Source organism: Pseudomonas sp. Irchel 3A5, from assembly GCF_900187575.1.
Taxonomy (GTDB): Bacteria; Pseudomonadota; Gammaproteobacteria; order Pseudomonadales; family Pseudomonadaceae; genus Aquipseudomonas; species Aquipseudomonas folii.
In genome coordinates, this window is sequence record NZ_FYDU01000003.1 from 252761 (window position 1) to 279037 (window position 26277).

Annotated in this window: 3 protein-coding genes; all 3 read right to left on the reverse strand. The window is 62.2% G+C overall.

Annotated features, from left to right (window positions below; genetic code table 11):
• Window positions 1-26: 26 nt before the first annotated feature.
• The 3 genes from CKW31_RS06000 to CKW31_RS06010 are packed head-to-tail and all read right to left on the reverse strand — an operon-like array spanning window position 27 to window position 26205.
• Window positions 27-1001: an alpha/beta hydrolase gene (locus CKW31_RS06000; RefSeq protein ID WP_095093475.1), complete on the reverse strand. Its 975-nt coding sequence runs from the start codon at window positions 999-1001 to the stop codon at window positions 27-29.
• Entirely contained in the window at window positions 998-13369 is a 12372-nt protein-coding gene (locus CKW31_RS06005) for a non-ribosomal peptide synthetase (RefSeq protein ID WP_095093476.1), read from the reverse strand. The genes CKW31_RS06000 and CKW31_RS06005 overlap by 4 nt, the downstream gene beginning before the upstream one ends.
• On the reverse strand, window positions 13369-26205 hold the full coding sequence (locus CKW31_RS06010; protein ID WP_095093477.1) for a non-ribosomal peptide synthetase: 12837 nt from the start codon (window positions 26203-26205) through the stop codon (window positions 13369-13371). Before CKW31_RS06010 ends, CKW31_RS06005 begins: the two co-directional genes overlap by 1 nt.
• Window positions 26206-26277: the final 72 nt, after the last annotated feature.

The window sequence follows — 26277 nt, forward strand, 5'->3', positions numbered from 1 at the left end:
AGGCCTGTTCAGGCTTCACTCGATGTTTACCAGTGACGCGAGAGAAACTGCGCCGCTTGCCGGAAGTAGCTGTCCACTTCGGGCACCAGCCCGCCCATCCTCAGAAAGTCATGGGTCATGCCATGACACAGCTGCGCGTGCACCGAGACGCCCTGTTCACGTAACGCCTCGGCATAGGCCAGGCCCTCGTCCAGCAGCGGATCGTATTGCGCGGCATACAGCAAGGCAGGCGCACTGCCGCGCAATGCATCAGCCGCATACAGTGGTGAACAACGCCAGTCATGACGCTGTGCCAGATCCGCTGCGTAGTGCTGATAGAACCAGTCCAGGCTGGCGGTTTCCAGCAAATAACCTTCCGCAAACAGCTCTTGAGATTCGCTGCGCCGGGTTGCGTCAGTGGCCGGGTAGAACAGCAACTGCGCTCGCGGCTGCGGCCCGCCCTCGCTGGCCAATTGGGCGGCCAGCACACTGGCCAGAGTGGCCCCGGCACTGTCACCGGCGACAGCAATGCGCTTCACGTCGAGGCCGTAAGACGCGGCATTCTTTTGCAGCCAGTCCCAGGCGTCGCGGGTGTCATCCAGCGCTGCCGGGAATGGCGCTTGAGGCGCCAGCCGGTAACCCAGTGCAAGCACCGCACAGCCACAGGCCTGGGCCAGCGAACGGCACAGATCGTCGTGAGAATCCAGACTGCCCACCGTGTAACCGCCCCCATGCAGATACAGCAACACCGGCCTGGGTGCCGACGCGTCGGATACCGGTTGGTACAGACGCGCTGGCAATTCATGCCCTTGCCGCCCAGGCAACAGCAAATGCTCGACCGGCATCAGCGGCGCACTGGCCTTGAGCGCCTGCGAAGAGGCTTCGAACTCTTCCCGCGCCTGCACGACGCTCAGCTCATGAAGCGCCGGACGTCCGGCCTGGCGGCCTTCGTCAACCATATCGAGAAAGGCAGAAATATCCGGGTGCAACATACTCACCTCGTTAACTAGTGTTCGGCTCATACCGGCATCTGCTCGCGTTCAGCGACCTGTGCGCAACAGTGCTGGATCAGGCCTTGCAGTTCCTGGCGGTACAACGCCATCAGTTGTTCGACGGTCGTGGTGCGGAACACCCGACTACTGAACAGACAACGTAATGCCAGCTCACCGTCGTAAACCTGACCGATGATCTCCAGCCAGTTGTTCAGCGGTGCACTGGCCGCATACGCATCGCCGGGACGCTCCTGCAGCGGCGCAAACAGCGCCTTGTCATCAAAGCTCTGGTCGAATTGCCCCAGATAGTTGAAGGTCACACGCGGTTGCACCCTGCCTGCCAGCAAGCGGCGCGTCTGGGCATCACCCAGGTAACGCAGCACGCCATGTCCGATACCTTTATCAGGCACCGCACGCAGTTGCTCGCGAGTGGCAACAACCGACTCGGCATAACCGCCCTGCCCCGGCGTCAGGCGCAACGGGAACAGACTGGTGAACCAGCCAAGCGTGCGACTGTGATCCAGTCCTTCGAAAATGTCCTCGCGGCCATGGCCCTCAAGACCGAGCAACACCGACTCGCTGTCACTGAAGCGACACAGCACGCGGCCCAGCGCCGTGAGCAGCAAATCGTTGATCTGCGTGCGGTACGCCTCGGGTGCAACTTTCAGTAATTGCGCCGTCAAGTCGCGGTCCAGGCGTAACTGCACCTGTTGCATATGCGCTACACGCTGGCTGCCACGCGGGTTGTCCGGCGACGGTTCGCCCAGGCCCGCAGGCTCGGTCTGTTCCAGCCAGTAAGGCAGCTCGGCCAGCAGACGCGGATGCGCAGCATACTCGCGCAGACTTTGCGCCCAGGCCCGATAGCTGCTGGTACGCGCACTGAAGCGCGGCTCCTGGCCGTTACACAGCTGCGTATAAGCCTGTTGCAGGTCTTCAAGCAGGATCCGCCACGAGACACCGTCGATACCCAAGTGGTGAGCCACCAGCAACAGTCGTTGACTGCCGTCGGCCAACTCACTGTAAACCGCCCGCAGCAAACGTCCGTTGGTAATGTCCAGACTGCGCTGGGCCTGGTTGGCAATCGCCAGCGCGGCCTCGCTGTCCAGTGCGTCACGCAGCCACAACACCGGGTCGGCGCGCAGTCCGTCCTGCAGTTCGCTCAGCTCGCAGTAGCGCTGGCGCCACTGGCCATCGTTGCCGCGAACAAACGCCAGGCGCAGGCTGGCGTGCTCGCTGAGTATCGCTTGCAACGCCGCAGCCAGATGCACCACGTCCAACGGTTTGCGGCACTGCAAGAGGATCGCCTGGTTGAAGTGCTCAGGTGCTTGCAGATCCTGCTCGAACAGCCATTGCTGAATCGGGATCAGCCCGAACGCTTCATCACCGACACTTTCGGCCACCGCCTGTGGCTCGGCAGGACCCGCTTCGGTGCTCTCTTGGGCACGTTCCAACAGACCGGCAATGGTCTGGTATTGCAGAAGATCACGCAGACGGATCTCAAGCCCAAGGCCTTCGGCCTGACGCACCCGGGAAATCACTTGCAGACTGAGAATCGAGTCGCCACCCAGATCGAAGAAGTTATCGTGAATGCCGACTTGCTCAACCTGCAGCACCTCTTGCCAGATCGCGGCCAGAACCTGCTCGGTGTCATTACGTGGTGCAACATACGAGCTGCCGCTGTTCCATTGCGGCTCCGGAAGCGCTTTGCGGTCGAGCTTGCCGGCAGGCGACAACGGCATGCGCTCCAGCAGCATGACCTGCACCGGCACCATGTAGTCCGGCAGCCGTGCGCGCAGGTAACTGCGCAAGTCGTCGCCACTCAGCGCAACGCCTGGGTGGTTGACCACATAGCCGATCAGTTGCTTGCCGCTATGGCCGTCGCGGGCGACGACCAGCGCTTCACGAACCTGCGGGTGCTCCTGCAAACGCGCTTCGATTTCCCCGAGTTCGATACGGAACCCGCGAATTTTCACCTGATGATCGATACGCCCGACATAGTCGATCACGCCATCGACGCGGCCACGCACCAGATCGCCTGTGCGGTACAAGCGGCCGCCGTCTGTGCTGAACGGGTCAGCCACGAAACGCTCGGCAGTCAAGTCAGGACGCTGATGGTAACCGCGAGCGAGACCTTCGCCACCGATGTACAGCTCACCCGCCACACCTAATGGCACCGGGCGCAGGTCCGGATCGAGGATATGCAGTTGACGTGCACCTACGCTTTTACCAATCGGCGCATACGCCGCATCGCAAGCCGTGTTTGCGTCGGCTTTCCAGAGCAGCGGGGTCACCACCGTTTCGGTTGGCCCGTAACCGTTGGTGATGCACTGTGGACGCAGCGCCTTTTTGGCCAGTTCAAAGCTGGCGTTTGGCACAGCATCACCACCGAAGCAGTAGATCCGGACCGGCGGCGGATTACCGTCACGCAGGGCGTGCTCGGCCAGTTGTTGCAGATAGGCCGGAGGGAAGGCAACCACATCAATGCGCTGTTCGTGCAACACCGTGTAGACCTGCTCCGGTGTCCACAACTCTTCACCACGCAGCACCAGACTGCCACCGTGTACCAGCGTGGTCAGCCAGCGCTCGTGAGCACCGTCGAACGCGAACGACATGAAGTGCAGCTCGCGGGTCGAGCTGTCCATTTCGTATAGCTCGCCAATCGCGGCACAATGCATCGCCAACGGTCCATGGGCCACGCTGACGCCCTTCGGCTGCCCCGTGGAGCCTGAGGTGTAAATGATGTAAGCGAGGTTTTCAGGCTCCAGTTTTACCGACGGCAAATCGCTGCGTTCGGTGCTCAGATCCAGCGTGTCGAGCTCCAGACAAAGCACGTCGTCGGGCAGCGGCAAGCGCTCACGCAGTCGGCTGTCGGTAATCAGCAACGCAATTCCGGCATCGGCCATCTGGAACGCCAGACGCTCACGCGGGTAATCCGCGTCGAGCGGCACGTAAGCCCCGCCCGATTTGAGCACCGCCAGCAGTGCCAGCGGAATCGCAACCCCGCGAGGCAGCACCACGCCGACCCGCACTTCCGGCCCGATACCCAGGCGGATCAAATGATGCGCCAATTGATTGGAGCCAAGCTCCAGCGCGGCGTACTCAAGCTGTTCTGTGCCGCACAGCAAGGCAGTTGACGACGGACGCAGGCGCGCCTGATCTGCAATCGCCAGATGCACCGGCGGCGCCGTCAAGCGAGCCTGATGCGGGCCACGGCAATTGCTCAGAGCACTGCGATCAGCCTCGGACAGGCATTGTAGATCGCCAATGAAGCGCGCTTGACCAGCGACCATGGCGTCGAGTATCTGCTCCATGTTGCCGCGAATCCGCTCGACCGCCACCGCATCGAAATGGCTGCGCAGGTACTGGTACTCAATCTCCAGGCCTTCACCCACACGTATGGCCAAATCCATCGGCACATTGGTTACATCTTTCAGGCTCAGCTCGCCAAAGCGCGGGCCGTTACCGGCACCACGGCGCAGAGCCTCGTCTACCGGGTAGTTCTCGAACACGATGATGCTGTCAAACAATGCCTGACCGCTGTGTCCGGCCCAACGCTGGATGTCATACAGCGGCGTGTGTTCAAACTCGCGTACTTCTGCGTTGTAAGCCTGCAACTGACGCAGCCATTCGCCCAAATCATCCTGAGCCTGGGGTGCCTGGGCAATCGGCAAGGTATTGATGAACAGCCCGAGCAGGCTGTCGATACCCGGCAGTTGTGCCGGACGCCCGGCCACCGTGGCACCGAACACCACCTGTTGCTGCCCGGTATAACGCTGCAACAGCAGCAGCCAAGCACTTTGCAGCAAGGTATTGAGGGTGATGCGCTGGCTGCGCGCATAGGTTTTCAAGCGCTCGGTGGCCGTCGCATCGTAGTGGCTGTAACTCAGGCCGTGCCCCTCACCTTCGGCCGGGCGCGACAGGCTGTCGGCAAGCAGTGTCGGCTGCTGCACCTGGGCCAGGCGGGCACGCCAGAACGCTTCGGCTGCCACCCCATCCTGGCGTTGCAGCCAGCCGATGTAGTCCGCATAGCGCGCACTGACGGCTGGCAATTCAGCGCCTGCATACAGTTGCAGCACCTCTTTGATCAGTTGCGCGCCACTCCAGCCATCCATCAGCAAGTGATGAGTGGTCCAGATCAAATGCTGGCGACCGTCGCCCAGATCAATCAGGGTCAGGCGTTGCAGTGGCGGCCGAGCCAGGTCGAAACCTTCCAGACGATCCGCTTCGGCAAAGGCGACGATATCCTGCACATCGTCACGCAGGCACAACTGCGCCGGGGCCGTGGCATACACCACCTGCAACGGTTCACGCAGGCCGCTTTGCCAGATGAAACCACTGCGCAGCGTGTCATGGCGAGCCACGGCGCGGCGCCAAGCCTGGGCGAAACGTGTGCTGTCGAGCCCCTCGACCGGTACGCTGATCTGATTGACGTACAGCCCTGATCCAGGATTGTCCAGCGCATGGAACAGCATGCCCTGCTGCATGGGTGACAGCGGGTAGAGGTTCTCGACCTGAGTCAGGTCCAGTCCCAGCTTCTCGATCTGCCCAGCGTCCAGACGCGCCAGCGGGAAGTGCCCCGTTTGTGCAGCGGTCGAGTCGCTGACGCTGCTAGTTACAGGCGCGCCCACAGCAGTGATCACCTGCGCCAGTTGCGCGACGGTTGGGTGCCCAAACAGTTGTCGCGGGCTGAGTTGCAGCCCGGCCTGACGTGCGCGGCCAGCCAACTGGATAGACATGATGGAGTCGCCGCCCAGCTCGAAAAAGTTGTCGTCGATGCCGACCTGTTGCAGCCCCAGCACCTGCTGCCACAGCTGGGCCAAACGCTGTTCCAGCTCGCTGCGCGGCGCCTGATAACGCTTTTGCAAACTGCTGAAATCCGGGTCTGGCAAGGCCTTGCGGTCGAGCTTGCCATTCGGCGTCAGTGGCATGCACGCCAACACCGTCACCTGCGCAGGTACCATGTAATCCGGCAGTTGAGCCTGCAACGCAGCGCGCAGCGCCTCGGGCCCAGGAGCGGCTTCGCCGTCAGCGACAACGTAGCCCAGCAGTTGCTTGCCCAATGGGGTTTCGCGGGCAATCACTACCGCTTCACGCACACCGTCGCACGCCAACAGGCACGATTCGATTTCGCCCAGTTCGATACGAAAACCACGCACCTTGACCTGATGGTCGATACGCCCGAAATACTCCAGCACACCGTCCTGACTCCAGCGCGCCAGATCACCGGTGCGGTACATGCAACCGCCCTGCGCGTTGAACGGATCGGCTACAAAGCGCTCGGCAGTCAGGCCCGGCCGTGCGTGATAACCACGCGCCAGGCCGTCACCGGCGATGTAGAGCTCCCCGGCGACACCCGCTGGCAGCGGTTGCAGTGCAGCGTCCAGAACGTAGAGCTGGGTGTTGGCAATCGGCTTGCCGAGCAACGCCCGACCGCCACGAGGGATACGCCAGGCCGCAGACCAGATGGTGGTTTCGGTCGGGCCATAAAGGTTCCACAGCTCATCCGCCTGGGCACTGAGCACTGCTGCCAACTCAACCGACAGCGCCTCACCACCGCAGAAGAAACGACAGCCCTGCAGGCGCGAGAAATCCTCATGGGCGCTGAGCAGCGTCCAGGTCGACGGCGTCGCCTGAATCACCGTCACACCTTTTTCCAGCACAGTGGCCAACAGCCGCGCCGGGTCTCGGGCGCAATCACGGTCCACCAGTTGCACGCTGCCACCGACCAGCAACGGCAGGTACAGCTCCAGGGCGAAAATGTCGAAGGACAGCGAAGTCAGCGCCAGCACCCGGTCGCGGCCAGTCAGGCCCGGTTCCCGAGCCATGCTTGACATGAAGTTGACCACTGCGCCATGACGCACGGCAACGCCTTTAGGCTTGCCGGTGGAACCGGAGGTGTAGATCACATACGCCAAATCGTTGATGTTCACTGGCCGTTGCAATTCGCCCGGGTGCAGGTCGTGCTCGGCCAGACTGTCCAGCTGCGACCAGTCGCGGTCCAGGCAGAACACCTGCGCTTGGCTGTCCGGCAGTTCGCTCAACAAATGCTCTTGGGTCAACAGCAAGCGCACCTCGCTGTCGGCCAGCATGTGCGCCAGACGCTCAGCAGGAAACTCAGGGTCCAGCGGCACATACGCAGCGCCAGCCTTGAGCACCGCCAGCAACGCCACCGGCAACTGCACTGTACGTTCCAGTGCAACGCCGACCGCACAATCCGGGCCTGCACCCTGAGCACGCAACCAGCGGGCCAGACGATTGGCGCGGGCGTTCAACTGTGCGTGGCTGAGCTGGGCATTGCCGTCGTCCAGAGCCAGCGCCTGGGGATTGAGCGCAGCCTGTTGCTCGATCAACTGATGCAGGCAGGCCTGCCGTGGATAGTCCCTGGCGCTGGCGTTGAAATCACGCAGCACGCGCTGACGTGCGCTGCTGTCCAGCAAGCCGATTTCACCCAGTGGTTGGCGACCGTCGGCGCAAAACTGCCAAAGCAGGTGCAACAGTTGGTCGCCGATGCTCTGCACGGTTTCCGCGTGGAAGTGGCTGCAGCGGTAGTCAAAGTTCAGGCGCAGCCGCTCGCCCTGAGCAACCATCAGCGTCAACGGGTAGTTGGTGTTTTCTTGCGCCTGCATGCCGGAAAAACTCAAACCGCCCGGTGCCTGACGCAAGGCCTCGGCAACCGGATAGTTTTCGAACACCAACAGGCTGTCGAACAGCGCTTCGCCGCCTTGAGCAAAGGCGCGCTGGATGCTGCTCAGCGGCGTATGTTCGTGTTCGCGCAGTTGCAGGTTCTGCACCTGCAAAGCTTGCAGGAAATCTGCCAGTGGCTGTTCGTCGCACAGGCTGACCACCACCGGCAGGCTGTTGATGAACAGGCCCAACTGTTGCTCGATCCCGGCCAGCTCAGCCGGACGCCCGGCCACGGTCGCGCCGAAAACCACGGTGGCCTGGCCACTGTAGCGCTGCAGCAGCAACGCCCAGGCCGCCTGCAACACGGTGTTGACGGTGACTTTATGCTGACGGGCAAACGCACTCAAGCGTGCGCCCTGCGCAACGGTCAACAAGTGCTGTACCTGACCAAAACCGTCCTGCGCAGGGCTCTGCGGCACACATTCTGCCAAGCGGGTCGGCGCGTCCAGCACCGCCAGTTGCGTCTGCCAGAAAGCCTCGCTGGCGGCCACATCACGGCCTTGCAGCCACTGAATGTAATCGCGGTAATGACCACTGGCTGCGACGGTTTGCCCGGCGTAGCGCTGCAACACTTCGGCAAACAGCTGCGCGTTGCTCCAGCCGTCCATGAGGATGTGGTGATGGGTATAGATCAACTGGTGACGCCGCTCGTCACAACGCACCAGCACCAGCCGTAACAGTGGCGGCTGATCAAGGGCAAAACCTGCGGCGCGTTGCGCTTCAGCCAGCGCATCGAGGGCGCTGGCCTGATCGTCGCGATGGCGCCAGTCGAGCACTTCCAGCGGCAGTTTGAGTTGCCGATGAATCAATTGCAGCGGTTGCGCCAGACCTTCCCAAAGGAAGCTCGCACGCAAATTGTCGTGGCTGTCCAGCGCAGCCTGCCAGGCCGTACGGAAGCGCTCGGCATCAACACCGTCGATGTCGACGCGTAACTGGTTGACGTAAACCCCACCCTCGTTTTCATACAAGGCATGGAACAGCATGCCCTGTTGCATCGGTGCCAGCGGATAAAGGTCTTCGATTTGCCGAGCGGCCAGCGGCAGGACATCAAGCTGCGTTTGGTCCACGCCTGCCAACGGGAAGTCAGACGGTGTCACACCGCCCGCGCCTTCCTCCAGGCACAGTGCAATCAAACCCTGCAATTGCTCGACATAAGACTGGGCCAGCGCTTCGATGGCTGTGTCATCGAACATCGCTGTGCTGTACGTCCAGCGCAGGCTCAACTTGCCGCCAAAGACTTGGCCGTCAACGCTCAACCAGTTGCTCAGCGCCCCCTCGGCATCACGGTTGGCGCCCGATTTTTCGCTGGCAGGCTGGAACAAGGCATCGCTACCAAAACTGTGGTCAAACTGCCCCAGATAGTTGAACGTAACCCGCGCCTGCGGCAGTGCGGCAAGGCTTTGCCCTTCGCCACCCAGGTAACGCAGCAGACCATAGCCCAGGCCACGCTGCGGTACGCCACGCAGTTGTTCCTTGACCGACTTCAGCGTTGCTATCGGCTCACCACCGTCGTGCAGGCGCAGGGCAAACAGGCTAGTGAACCAGCCGACCGTGCGGCTTAGATCGAGGTCGTCGAACAGTGCTTCGCGGCCATGTCCTTCGAGCTGCACCAGCGCCGAGGTTTCGCCCGTCCAGGCGCACAGACTGCGGGTCAGGGCGGTGAGCAGCAGATCGTTGACTTGCGTGCGAAACACCGCAGGGGCCTGCTGCAACAAGGCGGCGGTGGTCGCGGCATCCAGTTCAACACTGTGCGTGCGCGCATGGCGTCCGCTCAGGCTGGCCTGTGGGTCACGGGCTGGTAAATCACCGCTCGGACCTTGCAGGCTGGTCTGCCAGTATTTCAGTTCGGCGCTCATTTCGGCGCTGTGGGCATGGGCCGCCAGTCGCTCGGCCCATTGCTGGAACGAGCTGCTGCGTGGTGGCAGTTGCACGCTGACTCCGCTCGCCAGTTGCAGGTAAGCCGTCTGCAGGTCTTCAAGCAATATTCGCCAGGAAACGCCATCCACCACCAGGTGATGAATCGCCAACAGCAAGCGCTGGCTGCCATCGGCCAAGTCCACCAACAGCGCACGCAACAGTGGGCCCTGGCTCAAATCCAGGCTGCGCTGGGCCGCCTCGCAGTGCATCAGCAATTCGTCGGCATCTGCGGCCTGACGAATCCACAGCAACTCGGGATCCTGTTCGTAGACGGCATATTCGGCACTGCTCGGCTCATTGCCGAAACGCAGGCGCAAACCATCATGCAGTTGGCAGACGTGCCCGAGGGCGCGCTCCAGCAAGGCGCTTTCCAATGGTTGCTGGCAACGGAGCAATACCGACTGGTTCCAGTGCGCGCGGTGTGGCAGTTGCTGTTCGAAGAACCAGTGCTGGATCGGCAGTAACGGCGTGCGGCCGCTGGCCGGTGCGTTGACCACGGCCACACTGTCGCCCTGACGCGCAACAGCGGCCAGGGCTTTCAGGGTCTGGTGCAGGAACAGGTCTTTCGGGCTCAGTTGCAAGCCGGCCTGGCGGGCACGGCTGACCACCTGAATCGAGACAATCGAATCGCCGCCCAACTCGAAGAAATTGTCGTCGATACCGACCCGTTCAATGCCCAGAACCGACTGCCAGATCTCTGCCAGCAGGGTCTCGCGCTCATCACGCGGGGCCTGGTATTGCTTCTGTTGCTGGCTGAAGTCAGGCTCCGGCAAGGCCTTGCGGTCCAGCTTGCCGTTAGGCGACAGCGGCATGACGGGCAGCACTAGAATCTGCGCAGGCACCATGTATTCCGGCAGGTGCTCCAGCAGTTCACGGCGCAAGCTTTCGCTGCCTTCAGTGCCATGAGCCACCACATAGCCCACCAGTTGCTTGCCTTGCGGCGTGTCGCGGGCAATCACCACGGCCTCTTCGACCGATTCCAGCCCTTGCAGGCGGGCTTCAATTTCACCCAGTTCGATACGCAATCCGCGGATCTTCACTTGATGATCGATACGCCCGACGTATTCGATGGCGCCGTCTGCGCGCCAGCGAGCCAGGTCGCCGGTGCGATACAGCCGTTCGCCCGCCGTGAAGGGGTCGGCCACGAAACGCTCGGCGGTCAGCCCCGGACGCAGGTGATAACCCCGCGCCAGGCCCACGCCACCGATGTACAACTCGCCCGCTACACCTTGCGGCACGGGTTCCAGGAATGCGTCGAGGATGTACAGCCGCAGGTTGTCGATAGGTCGGCCAATCGGCACCTGATGCCGATCATTTTCTTCGTCGCAGGCCCAGTAGCTGACGTCGATGGCCGCTTCGGTCGGGCCATACAGATTGTGCAGCCGTGCACTGTGGCGTTGACGGAACTGCTGTTGCAGCTCGTAAGGCAGCGCTTCGCCGCTGCACATCACCTGTTTCAATGATGGGCAGTGTTCCAGCTCGCCAGAGATGACAAAGGCTTGCAGCATCGACGGCACAAAGTGCAGCACACTGACATGACCGTCGTTGATCACCCGACGCAATTCCAGCGGGTCGCGATGCGCACCCGGCTCTGCCACCACCAGCGCAGCGCCGGTCAGCAATGGCCAGAAGAACTCCCAGACCGACACGTCGAAACTGAACGGGGTCTTTTGCAGGATGCGGTCGGTGTGATCCAACTGATACGCCTTCTGCATCCAGTGCAGACGGTTGATCAGCGCCGCATGGCTGTTGCCTGCACCCTTGGGTTTGCCGGTGGAGCCGGAGGTGTAAATCAGATACGCCAGGTTCTGCGGGCTGCCCAGGGTTGGCAGATCGCTGGCGTCCAGCGCCTGCAACTCAGGCCACTGGCTGTCCAGGCAGAAGGTCTGCGCGGCACTGGCGGGCAATTGCTCAAGCAGGTGCTGCTGGGTCAGCAACAGTTGCACATCGCTGTCGCCGAGCATGTGTTCCAGACGTTCACGCGGGTAGTCCGGGTCCATCGGCACGTAAGCACCACCGGCCTTGACGATGGCCAGCAAGGCCAGCACCAGTTCCAGCGAACGTTCCGCGCACACACCGACCAGCACGTCCGGGCCTACACCCTGCTCGCGCAGCCAACGAGCCAGTTGGTTGGCGCGTGCGTTGAGTTCGCGGTAGCTCAGTTGCTGATTGCCGAACTGCACGGCCAAGGCGTCAGGTGTGGCGGTGACTTGCTGTTCGATCAGGCTTTGCAGCTGCACCTGATCAGGGAAGTCAGTGGTGGTGTCGTTCCAGCCATGCAGCAACTGTTCGCGATCATTGCCCGAGAGCATGGGCAAGCGGCCCACTGCCTGGCGTGGATCATTGAGCAGCGCCTGCAACAGGTGCAGGAAATGCTCGCGCATCTGCGCAATGCTCGCAGTATCGAACAAATCGGTAGCATAGCTAAGCTGACCGCGCACCCGGCCATCACGGCTCTCTTCGGTGCTCAGCATCAGGTCGAACTTGGCGATGCCAACGTCCAGTTCGAGGCTTTCCAGGGTCAGCCCACGACCATCGGCTGAAGGCAATTCGCGCAAGCTGTCGCGTTGACTCGGCAAATGGTTGTAGGCCACCTGGAACAAAGGGTTGTAGCTGAGGCTGCGCTCTGGCTGCAAAGCCTCGACCAGACGCTCGAACGGCAAGTCCTGATGGGCCTGAGCACCGAGTACCGCCTGACGGGTCCGGTCCAGAAACGCGACGAAGGTTTCGTGCTCATTCATCTCCGTGCCCAACACCTGAGTGTTGACGAAGAAACCTATCAGCCGCTCGCTCTCCCCCCGACCACGGTTGGCCACTGGCACACCGACCCGCAGTTCACGCTGGCCGCTGTAACGAAACAGCAGCACCTGATACGCCGCCAACAACAGCATGAACAGCGTTGCGCCCTGGCTGCGAGCCAGTTCGCGCAGGCCGCTGCTCAAGGCTGCCGGCAACTGAAAGTCCAGCGCCGCACCTTGGTAGCTCTGCACTGCCGGGCGTGGGCGGTCACTGGGCAGGGTCAGCACCAGCGCTTCGCCGCCCAATTGCCGGGTCCAGTATTCCAGTTGACGGTCGCCCTCACCAGCAGCCATCCACAAGCGCTGCCATCGCGCATAGTCGGCGTACTGAACCGGCAAGGCTTCCAGTTGCGCCGCCGCACCGCTGACGTGCGCGGTATACAGGCTGGCGAACTCGTCGGTCAGCACCCCCATCGACCAGCCGTCAGAGACGATATGGTGCAGTGTCAGCAGCAGGATGTGTTCGCGGGCATCGAGCCGAATCAGCGCCAGACGCAGCAGCGGCCCAGTGCTCAGATCAAAGGGTTGCCGGGCCGCGTGCTCCAGTTGTTCACGGGCACGTGCCTCGCGCTGTTCAACGGGCAGCGTGCTCAGATCAAAACGTTGCAGTTCTGGATCAAGGCTCGGCAGTATCACTTGGACCGCTTGCGAGCCATGCTCCCCCTCTACTTCGCGAAACAGCGTGCGCAGGCTTTCGTGCCGGGCGATCAGGGCCGCAAAACTGCGTTGCAACGCATCTTCATCCAGCTCACCGCGCAGCCGCACCGCCGCCGGGATGTTGTAGGCCGCGCTGTGCGGTTCCATCTGCCACAGAAACCACAAGCGGCTTTGCGCAGCTGACAACGGTGCCTGCTCACAGGGCTGACGCACAATCGGCAGGCGCTCCAGGCGCACACCTTTTTCGCCCAGTTGACGCAGGAAAATCAGCTGGCGGTCTTCCGGCAGAGCGGCCAGGCGTTCGGCAACCTGCTGCAACTTCTGTTGTTCGGTGTTACTCATCAAAAATTCTCCAACTCGCCCAACAACTCGTCCATCAGGTCCAGATCAACCTGTTTATTTTGCGCAGCGTCAGGTTGAGCCTGCAGGTGAGCGGCCAACGCCTGGATGGAACTCAATTCGAACAATCGGTGCAGCGGCAACTCCACGTTCAGACGCTTGCGCAGGGTCATGCCGACCTGAGTGAGGAGCAGCGAGTGCCCGCCCAGTTCGAAGAAGTCGTCAGTGATGCCGACCTTTTCGATCCCCAGCACGCTCTGCCAGATCTCGACCAGTTGCTGCTCAAGTTCAGTGCCCGGCGCGACATAACCACGCGGACTGGAAGCGAACTCCGGTGCAGGCAAGGCCTTGCGGTCCAGCTTGCCGTTAGGCGACAGCGGCATGGCGGGCAGCACTAGAATCTGCGCAGGCACCATGTATTCCGGCAGGTGCTCCAGCAGTTCACGGCGCAGGCTTTCGCTGTCGCTGCCTTCAGTGCCATGAACCACCACATAGCCCACCAGTTGCTTGCCTTGCGGCGTGTCGCGGGCAATTACCACGGCCTCTTCGACCGATTCCAGCCCTTGCAGGCGGGCTTCAATTTCACCCAGTTCGATACGCAATCCGCGGATCTTCACTTGATGATCGATACGCCCGGCGTATTCGATGGCGCCGTCTGCACGCCAGCGAGCCAGGTCGCCGGTGCGATACAGCCGTTCGCCCGCGGTGAAGGGGTCGGCCACGAAACGCTCGGCGGTCAGCCCCGGACGCAGGTGATAACCCCGCGCCAGGCCCACGCCACCGATGTACAACTCGCCCGCTACACCTTGCGGCACGGGTTCCAGGAATGTGTCGAGGATGTACAGCCGCAGGTTGTCGATAGGTCGGCCAATTGGCACCTGATGCCGATCATTTTCTTCATCGCAGGCCCAGTAGCTGACGTCGATGGCCGCTTCGGTCGGTCCATAAAGATTGTGCAGCCGTGCACTGTGGCGTTGACGGAACTGCTGTTGCAGCTCGTAAGGCAGCGCTTCGCCGCTGCACATCACCTGTTTCAGTGACGGGCAGTGTTCCAGCTCGCCAGAGATGACAAAGGCTTGCAGCATGGACGGCACAAAGTGCAGCACACTGACCTGACCTTCGTTGATCACACGACGCAATTCCAATGGGTCGCGATGCGCTCCGGGTTCTGCAACCACCAGCGCAGCGCCGGTCAGCAACGGCCAGAAGAACTCCCAGACCGACACGTCGAAACTGAACGGGGTCTTTTGCAGGATGCGGTCGGTGTGATCCAACTGATACGCCTTCTGCATCCAGTGCAAACGGTTGATCAGCGCCGCATGGCTGTTGCCTGCACCCTTGGGTTTGCCGGTGGAGCCGGAGGTGTAAATCAGATACGCCAGGTTCTGCGGGCTGCCCAGGGTTGGCAGATCGCTGGCATCCAGCGCCTGCAACTCAGGCCACTGGCTGTCCAGGCAGAAGGTCTGCGCGGCACTGGCGGGCAGTTGCTCAAGCAAGTGCTGCTGAGTCAGCAACAGTTGCACACCGCTGTCGCCGAGCATGTGTTCCAGACGTTCACGCGGGTAGTCCGGATCCATCGGCACGTAAGCACCACCGGCCTTGACGATGGCCAGCAAGGCCAGCACCAGTTCCAGCGAACGTTCCGCGCACACACCGACCAGCACATCCGGGCCTACACCCTGCTCGCGCAGCCAGCGAGCCAGTTGGTTGGCGCGTGCGTTGAGTTCGCGGTAGCTCAGTTGCTGCTTGCCGAACTGCACCGCCAGGGCGTCAGGTGTGGCGGCGACTTGCTGTTCGATCAGGCTTTGCAGCTGCACCTGATCAGGGAAGTCAGTGGTGGTGTCGTTCCAGCCATGCAGCAACTGCTCGCGCTCAGTCACGGCCAGCATCGGCAAGTGCGCCAGTGCTTTCTCGGCGCTGTCACAGAAGCTCAGCAGCAGGCACTCGAAATGCTCGCGCAGACGCTCGACCTGGCTGGCGCAGAAGCGCTCGGAACGATAGCCGTAACGCACATCCAGGCACTCACCGGCACTGGCGACCAGGGTCAGCGCGTAGTTGGTGGAGTCCACCGGTTGGTGACCGAGGATACGCAGGCCGTCTTCGCCTGCCGCAGAATGCGTGAGCGCGGCATCCATCGGGAAATTCTCAAACACCAGAATGCTGTCGAACAATGCCTGACCACCACGCCCGGCCCAGCGCTGGATGTCGTACAGCGGGCTGTGTTCGAACTCGCGCACTTCCAGGTTGCAGGCCTGCAATTCACGCAGCCAGTCACCCAGTGACTGAGCGGCCTGCGGTTGCTGGACGATGGGCAGGGTATTGATGAACAGCCCGAGCATGTCCTCGGCACCCGGCAAGTTGCCCGGACGCCCGGCCACGGTAGCCCCGAAGGCTACACGCGACTGACCGCTATAGCGTTGCAGCAGCAACAGCCACGCCCCTTGCAACAGGGTATTGAGGGTCACGCGCTGTTGCTGGGCAAACTGCTGCAAACGCTGGCTGGCTGCAGCATCGAACTGGCTGCGCACCTCCCGAGTCGGTTCGACGACATAGCTGCCCGCGCAGGCGGTTGCCAACAGCGTCGGCTCGTCGAAATCAGCCAGACGCTGACGCCAGAAGTGCTCACCGAGGCTGGCATCCTGCGCTTGCAACCAGGCGATGTAATCACGGTAGCGGCCCGCGACCGGCGGCAAGCTGCTGCCCTGATAGGCGGCCAGCACTTCACCAATCAGGCGTGCACTGCTCCAGCCGTCCAGCAACAGGTGATGACAGGTCCACAGCAAGTGGAAGCGCCGTTCACCGAGACGTACCAGTGCCAGACGTTGCAAGGGCGGACGCGTCAGGTCGAAACCGCGTTGGCGCTGACTGTCGGCCAATGCGTCGAGCGCTACCCGGTCGGTACTGCGCTCGCGCCAGTCGAAATGCTCCACCGGCAGTTCGGCGTGGCGCAATACGAACTGCAAAGGCACTTCAAGGCCTTCAGTCAGGAAGCCACTGCGCAGCGTGGCATGGCGGCTCAGCACCTGCTGCCAGGCAGCCACGAAGCGGGCTTCGTCGAGGTTGTCCAGGTCCACGCGCAGTTGGTTGACGTAGAGCGCCGAGCCCGGCACATCAAGGGCATGGAACAGCATGCCCTGCTGCATCGGCGCCAGCGGATACAAGTCTTCGAGGTTACTGGCGTCCACCGGCAAGCTGTCCAGCGTGGCCTGACCAAGGCCCGCCAGTGGCAGGTCACTTGGGGTCAGCGCCGGAGCGGCTTGCAGACAGTGCTGCAACAAACCTTGAAGCTCGGCCTGCAGCACGCTCAACAATTGGTCAATCAGTGCGGCGTCGAACATCTCGCGGCTGTAATGCAACTCCAACTGCAGACAACCGCCGAGCACTTTGCCGTTGAACACCAGCCAGTTGCCCAATTGCGCGTCATCGGCATGGCTGCGGCCGACCGACTCACTGGCCGGAAGGAATGCCGAATCAGTGAACTGCTGATCGAACTGCCCCAGATAATTGAAGGTCACTCGCGCTGGCGGCAGCTCTTGTAACTGGGCACCCAATGGACTGAGGTAGCGCAGCAAGCCGTACCCGATACCGGCACGCGGCACGCCACGCAACTGCTCTTTGATGGCTTTCAACGAAGCACCGGCATCGCCTTGAGGACTCAGGCGCACGGGGTAAAGACTGGTGAACCAGCCCACGCTGCGGCTCAGGTCCAGTGCCGCACCCTGATCAAAAGCATCGCGGCCATGGCCTTCCAGTTCAATCAGCGCCTGTTCGGCACCACTCCAGCTGCACAGCGCGCGGGCCAGTGCGGTGAGTAACAGGTCGTTGATCTGGGTGCGGTACGCCTGCTGAGCCGGGCCGAGCAGTTGCCGGGTAGCTTCGTTGTCCAGGCTGAAGCCTGAGTGTGCGGCTTCGCGCCAAGTGGTGCGAGCATCACTGCGCGACTGTGGCAAAGCCGGGGCGTCTTGCAGCTGCGCCTGCCAGTAACCCAGTTCGGCGTGCAACTCGGCGCTGTTGGCGAAGGCATGCTGACGCTGGGCCCAGGCCTGATAGCTGTCACTTTTAACCCGTGGCGTCGCAGTCTTGCCCGCCAACAATTGACGGTAGGCGCTTTCGAGGTCTTCCAGCAGCACCCGCCACGACACACCGTCTACCGCCAGGTGATGAATAACCAGTAACAGGCGCTCGCTGCCATCTTCCAGTCTGACATGCATCGCTCGCAGCAACGGACCTGCGTTCAGGTCAAGGCTGCGTTGCGCCTCGTCACACAGGCGTTCCAGAGTCTGCTCATCACTGGCACGGCGACGCCACAGTAGCGTCAGGTCCAGCAAACCCGGCTCGGCATAGACCTGCCGCACAGGCTGGGTGCGGCTGTCGAAGCGCAAGCGCAGGCTGTCGTGTTGACCGAGCAACCAGTGCAGCGCACGCTCCAGGCTGTCCAGATACAGCGGCGACTTGGGTTGCAGCAAAATTGCCTGGTTCCAGTGATTGCGCTGGTCACTCTGGACCCGCTCGAAGAACCGCGCCTGCACCGGCGCCAACGGCAACTCGCCACTGACGGCCACGGCAGCTGCGGCGGCTGTCGCCACCGGTTTGGCCGGGCCGCGACTTTCCAGCCACTGCGCCAGTTGGCGAACACTCTGACGCTCGAAGAGCTGTTTGGGGCTGAGTTTGTAACCCAGCTTGCGGATACGCGAGATGATTTGCAGGCTGAGAATCGAGTCGCCACCCAGTTCGAAGAAGTTGTCTTCGGCACGCACCGTTCCAACCTTCAGCACGGCCTGCCAGATGGCGGCCAACTGGCTTTCCAGTTCGTTCATCGCCGTTTCCGGCGCACTGCCAGCCTCCACCACCGGGCCACGAGGCAGCGCCTGGCGATCAACCTTGCCGTTGGCAGTCAATGGAATGCTCGGCAACAGCATCAACTGTGCAGGCAGCATGTATTCCGGAACTTGCTCCGCCAGTGCCTGACGCAGGCTTTCAGCGTCGCCGGCACTGCTGACGCACCATGCCAACAGGCGCAATGGCCCCTCGGCTTCGCGCTCGGCCAGTACCAGCGCAGCACTGACGCCGGGCAGCGCTTTCAGGGCTTGGGTAATTTCCCCCAGCTCAACCCGGTAACCACGAATCTTGACCTGCTCATCGAGACGTCCGAGGAACTCGATCAGGCCGTCATGGCGCAGGCGCACGCGGTCACCGCTGCGGTACAGACGCTCACCGTCGATGTGCACGAAATACTCGGCACTCAACTCAGGCTGGCTAAGGTAGCCATCAGCCAGCCCGGCACCTCCAATCAACAGCTCACCCGGCACGCCAACCGGCAACGGGTTGCGGTACTCGTCGACAATCCGCACGTGGCAGTTGGGCAATGGCCGACCGATTGCCAGCGCGCCCAACGGCAGTTCGGCGTCCTGCAGCAGCTCATGGGTCAGGACACCGACTGTCGCTTCGCTCGGACCATAGTGGTTGACGATGCGGCAAGCCGGTGCCAGTTCGCGCACCTGCTGCAGCAGGCTGCGGTCGCATGCCTCGCCCCCTACTACCAACAGTTGACGCGGCAGCAGCCGGGCTTCGGGCAGTGCGGCGAGCAAGCCACTGAGATGACCGGGAACAATCTTCAGTACATCCACCGCATGCTGTTGCATGAAGGCGGCAAAACATTCGGCATCCGCTACATCATCCTGGCTCGCCAGACACAGTCGGCCACCGGAGCACAACGCCCCGAACAGCGTGGTGTTGCCCAGGTCGGCGGCCACCGACGAGACCATCGCCATGCCCTGCCCGGCGCACAGATCCAAACGTGCCTGAATGCCTTGAACGTAGTTGGCCAAGGCGCCGTGGCTGACCACCACGCCCTTGGGTTGTCCGGTCGAACCGGAGGTGAAAATCACGTAGGCTGCGTTGGTAACATCGACAGGCAGTGACAGTGCGGCGTCGGAGAAACCGTCCTCGCTGCCAGCATCGACCAACAGTGCCGCATCACCGAAGCTGGTTAGCCATGCCGGATCACCCAGCAACACACAGCGGGCGCCACTTTCGACCACGATACGTTGCAGCCGCGCCAACGGCAGCGCCGGGTCCAGTGGCACGTACGCCGCCCCCGCCTTCATGACGCTCAACAACATCAGCACCCACTGGCTGCTGCGCGCCTGACACAGCGCCACGCGGTCGCCCGGTTGCACACCGGCGGCTTGCAAGCGTCGCGCCAGTCGATTGGTTGCAGCGTCAAGCTGGGCATAACTCAACTGACCGTCCCAGGCCTGCACGGCAATCGCCTCTGGTCGTGTCACGACCTGAGCGGCGAACCCGGCCAGCACATCGCTGAACGGCCACTGCTGCAGTTCGCCGCGCAACTCGGCAGCCTCGCCCAATGCCGCCAGCGGCAGCTCGGACAACGGCCGGGCCGGTGCTTCACAGAGACGAGCAAGCAGCTGGCGGAAGGTCTGCGCCATGGCCGTCACGCTCGGTGCATCAAACAAGTCGCTGGCATAGACAAAACTGCCGCGCAGCACGTTGTCCTGCCCTTCGGCCATGTCCAGCGCGAGGTCGAACCGTGCGCCGTATTGCTCTTCACTGAACAGCTCAAGCTTCAGGTCGCCGGCATTCGGCAGCACACTGACATCAAAGCCGAAGTTGAATTTCACCTGCACCAAAGGGTTATGCGCCAGGCTGCGCTCGGGCTGTAAGGCTTCTACCAGTTGTTCGAACGGCAAGTCCTGATTGGCCTGGGCGCCGAGTGCCAGTTGACGGGTTTCGGCGAGCAGCGCAGCAAAGCTGGCTGAGTCGTCTATGTGGCACGGCATGACCTGAGTGTTGACGAAGAAGCCGATGAGGCCTTCGGTTTCCATCTGCTGCCGACTGGCCACCGGCACCGCAACACGCAGGTCACGCTGACCGCTATAGCCCCTCAGCAAGACACCGTAAGCGGCCAGCAGCAGCATGAACAATGTCACGTCATGCGCTTTGGCCAATGCCTTGAGGCGAGTACCAAGCTCGCCGTCCAGTTCGAAGCCCAGGCTCGCGCCACGGTAGCTTTGTACGGCAGGACGCGGACGATCGGTCGCCAGTTCGAGCACGGTCTGGTCGGTGCCCAGACGCTCCTTCCACCAGGCAAGCTGCCGCGCGCCCTCGGCGCTGGCCAACAGCTCGCGTTGCCACTGGGCATAGTCAGCGTATTGCACCGACAGCGGAGCCAGAACTGGTTCGCGCTGCGCCGTGAATGCGCCATACAGCTCACTGAACTCATTGACCAGTACCCGGATCGACCAGCCGTCGGAGACCATGTGGTGCATGGTCAACAGCAGCACGTGGTGATCGTCACCCAAACGAATGAGGCTTAGACGCAGCAACGGTCCCTCGCGTAAATCGAAGGGTTGCAGCGCTTCGGTTGCCGCCAATTGTCGTGCCTGCTGCTCAGCATCAACGACGCCAGACAGGTCATGTTCGACCAGAGGCAATGGTTGCGCGGACTCGATGACCTGGAATGGGTGGCCGTCGATTTCGTCGAAACGAGTACGCAAGGTTTCGTGGCGCTGTACCAGCACATTGAAAGCGCGACGCAGCGCGGCAAGATCCAGCGCACCGCGCAAACGCAGCGCACCGGGCACGTTGTAGGCCGCGCTTTGCGGTTCCATCTGCCAGAAGAACCACAGGCGGCTCTGGGCGGGTGACAGCGGCATCGTGCCATTGCGCGGCAGGGCCCGTAGCTCTGGGTGAGTGCTGGTCGAGACGTCCTGGGCAGCCAGTCGCGCCGCGAACTCGTTCAACCGTGAGCATTCGAACAGGGTACGCAGTGGGCACTCCAGGCCCAGGTCACGCTTGATCCGCGACACCACCTGAGTCGCCAGCAGCGAGTGCCCGCCCAGATCAAAGAAATCATCCTGACGACCGACACGCGCCACGCCGAGCACTTCACCCCAGATCGCCGCTACCTGGCTTTCGAGGCCGTCCAGTGGTGCAACAAACTCGGCACCCTGCCCTTGCGGTTCCGGCAGCGCGTTGCGGTCCAGCTTGCCGTTGATGTTCAGCGGCAGGCTGTCGAGCAACAGAATGTGTGCAGGCACCATGTAGTCCGGCACCTGATCGCGCAGTGCTGCTTTCAAGCTGTCGGTGCTCAATGACTGACCGCTGACGGCAACCGCGTAGCCTACCAGTTGCAGACCCTGTGCCGACTCACGGGCGCATACCGCCGCCGCATGAACGCCCGGCAACGCTTGCAGGCGCGCTTCTATTTCCCCCGGTTCGATCCGGAAGCCACGAATTTTTACCTGTTGGTCGACACGCCCCAGATAGTCCATGGCGTTGTCTTCACGCAGGCGAACCCGGTCACCGGTCCGGTACAAACGGCCGCCAGCCGCGCTGAACGGATCAGCAATAAAACGCTCGGCGGTCATTGCCGGACGCTGGTGATACCCCCGCGCCAAGCCTTCGCCGCCGATGTACAGCTCGCCCGCGACACCACGTGGCAGAGGCTGCAACTGGTCATCGAGAACGTACAGGCGACGAGCGCCGACCACTTCGCCAATCGGCGCATACGCCGCGCCGCACTTGGCGCTGGCATCGGCTTTCCACAAGAGAGGCGTGACCACTGTTTCGGTCGGGCCGTAGCCGTTGATCAGATGTTCGGCCTTGAGGTGCCGCCGGGCCAGTTCGAAACTGGCTTCGGGCACGGCGTCGCCGCCAAAACAATAGATCCGCATGCTCGGCACAGGGCCGTGGTGTGCGGCCTCCTCGGCCAACTGCAACAGGTAAGCCGGCGGGAAAGCCGCCACGCTGACCGAATGTTCACGCAGTTGATTCAGGGTTTGCTCGGCGGTCCACAGCTCGTCACCGCGAATCAGCACACTGGCCCCGTGCGACAGCGCCGTCAGCCAGCGCTCGTGAGCACCGTCGAACGCAAAGGACATGAAAATCAGCTCACGGTCGGCAGCGCTCATCGCATAACGCTGACCAATCGCCTGGCAATGCATGGCGATTTCGCCGTGGGCGACCGCCACCCCTTTGGGCTGGCCAGTCGAACCCGAGGTGTAGATCAGGTACGCGAGGTTTTGCGCCTCGACAGTCACTGCCGGGCGCTGCGTAGATTCGCGACTCAGGTCCAGTTGATCAAGCTCCAGACTCAGCACACCGTCCGGCAGAGACAACCGGTCGCGCAAGCTGCTGTGGGTCAGTACCCGGTGAATACCGGCGTCCTGTATCAACCACGTCAGACGCTCGCGCGGGTAATCGATATCCAGCGGTACATAGGCGCCACCGGCTTTCATGATCGCCAGCAGGGCCAGAGGGATTTCCACTCCACGCGGCAGGGCCACACCGACTAGTACTTCGGCGCCAATGCCTTGGGCGATGAGGTGATTCGCCAGTGCGTTGGAACGCGTTTCCAACTGGGTAAAACTGAGCTGATGCTGCTGGTCAATCAGGGCTGGGCGGTCGCCCAGCGCCAGACACTGCTCGGCAATCCGCTCGCTCAGCGGGGTAAAAGCCTGCACTGGCCAATCGGCGGTGTCACGCCATTCGCTTTCAGGCAGCCAGGCCGAGGCCTGCAGTGGCTGATCAGCAGGCTGTTGCAGCAGGGTTTGCAGCAAGCGCCGGAAGTTACTCGCCAGACGCTGCATGCCTGCGGCGGCATAGCCCTCGCTGGCATAGCAGAAGTTCAGATGCAGGCCGTCCTGGCTTTCACGCACACGCAACACCAGATCGAAGGGCGTTTGCAGGTCGATCTGCTCCAGCGCTTCGACCTGCAAGCCGCTGAGGTTGTCGGCGGCACGGGTTTGCCACTGATAATCGAAGGCCACCTGGCACAGCGGATGACGACCGTGACCACGCTCCGGGTGCAAGGCCTCCACCAATTGTTCGAACGGCAAAGACTGATGCGCCTGCGCCTGCAGCACGTTGTCTCGCACCTGGTGCAGCAGGTCTGCCAGGGTAAGACCGGCAGGCAGCTCGCAACGCAGAACCAGCAGATTAACGAAGAAACCTACCAACGCTTCGCTGTCCAGACTTTCGCGTCCCGCCTGGGTCAGGCCCACGCGCAAGTCGTGGGTTGCGCTATAGCGTTGCAGCAGCAGATTGAACGCCGCCAGCAACAGCATCGCCGGGGTGACGCCATGGCGCAGTGCCAACTGGCCGAGTTGCGCGCTCAGCTCAGCGCCCAGTTTGTCGTCTATAAACGCAGCACGTCGGCTTTGCTGTGGGTTGTAAGGCAGCGCATAAGGCAGCTCCAGCGGCACATGCCGGGTGCCGAGACGCTCTTTCCACCAGTGCAACTGACGCTCGCCCTCACCCGCTTGCAGTTGCTGGCGCTGGGCCTCGGCAACGTCCAGGTATTGGCGTGACAAGGGCGCGATAGCGGCTTCACGACCTTGCAGACGTGCACTGTACAGCTCGGCGAACTCCCCGAGCAGCAGGTTCAGGGACCAGCCATCGGCAACGATGTGATGCACACACAGCAACAGCTGTTGCCGGTCAGTGTCCAGCTGCTGCACACGCAGACGCAGCAACGGGCCGCTGGCCAGATCGAACGGCTTAGCGATAAAGCGCTCGGTATCGGCACGGGCTTCGATTTCACGCTCGGCCTCGGCCAGGGAACCGAGGTTGACCTCGCTGAGCGGGACCGCACCGGGCGCGGCAAACTGCAGCGTTACCTCGCCGTCTTCAGACTCGATAAAACGGCTGCGCAGCACTTCATGCCGTTGCAACAAGGCCGCGAAAACCTCCTGCAACACGGTCAGATTGAGCTGACCACGCAGCCGCAAACGGCCGCCAATGTTGTACACCGCGCTGTGCGGCTCGAGCTTCCACAGGAACCACAAACGCTGCTGGGCAGCAGATGGCAGCAATAGGCCCTGACGGTCGAGCAGCACGACGGGGGCGACCGAGTGCTGCGGCTGGTTGCCCAGCGCGGCGACGAAAGCGTCCAGTTGTGGCGCCTCGAACAATAGGCGCAACTCCACTGCGTGACCTTGGCGTTCACGCAGTCGAGCCATCAGTTGCGCTGCCTTGATCGAGTTACCGCCCAAGGCAAAAAAGTTGGCTTCACGCTGCGTCACAGGCACCTCCAGTACCTGCGTCCATAGCTCGGCCATGGCCTGTTCGGCAGCACTGAGCGGCGCATTGTCCTGCTTCGCATCGTCGATCATCCGCCCGGCACGCTGTATGGCATAGCTGGCGACACTGCCGTCGGCCAGGCCCTGGCGACAGGCTGAACGTTGCAGTTTGCCGCTGGACGTTTTTGGCAAGGCACCCGGCTCAAGCAGCGCGATCAACACAGGGACTTCCTGAAAACGCTCTGCCACGGCCTCACTGATGGCCTTGATCAACGCCTCGGCAGGCACCAGTTTGCGCACGCTACGGCCGATTTCTGCAGCGATGCCAATCCCTTCATTGCCATCATGTTCAATGGCGAACGCCGAAACACGGCCCTTGCGCACCACGTCCACTTCTTCTTCAACGCAGCGTTCGAGATCCTGCGGGTACAGATTCTGGCCACGAATAATGATCATGTCTTTCAGGCGACCGGTGATGAACAACTCACCGCCGTGCATGAAACCCAGGTCGCCGGTGCGCAGCCAGACACGGCCGTCACGCTCGATGAAGCTCTTGGCAGTGGCTTGTGGGTTGCGCCAGTAGCCGCTGGCCACGCTCGGGCCAGAGCTCCAGACTTCGCCGACACCGCCCTCGGCTACCGGCTCAGTGCTGACCGGATCAACCAGCATCAACGGATGCTGTGGCTGGCCCCAGCCACAGCTGACCAGACGACTGCCGGAGCCCGGGCGACCGAGGTTATCGGCCAGCGCGTGGGTATCCACCTCAATCTGGGCAATACCTTGACCACGCCGACTGCCGCTGACGAACAACGTGGCTTCCGCCAGGCCGTAACTGGCGAACCAGGCGTTTTCGTCGAATCCGGCCACGGCAAACTGGCTGGCAAAGCGTTCCAGCGTGTCGGGACGGATCGGCTCGGAGCCGGAATACGCCAGTCGCCAGCAGCTCAGGTCGAGGCCTTTGAACGCGGATTCCTTGAGTCGCTCGCAGCACAGACGATAGGCAAAGTCAGGGCCGCCGCTGATGGTCCCCCGGTACTTGCTGATCGCTTCGAGCCAGCGCTGCGGCCGTTCGAGAAAGTAACGGGGCGACATCAATACGCAGGGAACGCCGCTGTAGATCGGTTGCAGCAGACCGCCAATCAGGCCCATGTCATGGAACAGTGGCAGCCAGCTGACCATCACATCGTCATCGCCAATCGACAGCCCGTGACGAATCAGCCGCTCATTGGCCAACAAGTTGCCCTGAGTGACCTGTACCCCCTTGGGAGTCGACGTGGAACCAGAGGTGTATTGCAGAAAGGCAATGTCGTCGTCATGCAGCGTCGGTAGTTGCCATTGTTCGGCCAGCGCGCTCGGCACCTGATCGACCGCCAGCAGTAGTGGCGACTCACCGTTGCTACGCTCGCAGGCTGGGCGCAGAGCCTCGATCAGAGTCGAATCGGTCAGTACCAGGCTCGGCTCGGCATCGTCGAGAATAGCGCGCAGGCGCATCAAATGCTGCGGGCGTACCGATTCTGGCGGATAGGCCGGAACGGCAATAATGTTCGCATACAGACAAGCGAAAAAGGCGGTGACGTAATCTGGACCACTCGGCAGCAACAACACCGCACGCGCTCCCGAAGCGGCATGCTGGCGCATCTGTACAGCCAGGGCTCGTGCACGCTCGTCCAGCTCCCGGTAACTGAGCGGTTGATCGCCGTCTTCGGCTATGAAACGCAGTGCGATCTTTTCAGGTGTCTGGCAGGCACGCTGCTGCAACACCTCAACCAGGTTGACGGCTTCGTAGGGGTCATTCATGGCATCACCTGTTATGGACGACGGGCAGTGGCCCGCCCGCCGGGGCAGTTCTGAAAAAAGAAAAAAGCCGCG

Bases quoted from the DNA above. Each gene is read 5' to 3' on its own strand.
- CKW31_RS06005 (WP_095093476.1), bottom strand. From the start codon at position 13,369: ATGAGTAACACCGAACAACAGAAGTTGCAGCAGGTTGCCGAACGCCTG.
- CKW31_RS06000 (WP_095093475.1), bottom strand. From the start codon at position 1,001: ATGAGCCGAACACTAGTTAACGAGGTGAGTATGTTGCACCCGGATATT.
- CKW31_RS06010 (WP_095093477.1), bottom strand. From the start codon at position 26,205: ATGAATGACCCCTACGAAGCCGTCAACCTGGTTGAGGTGTTGCAGCAG.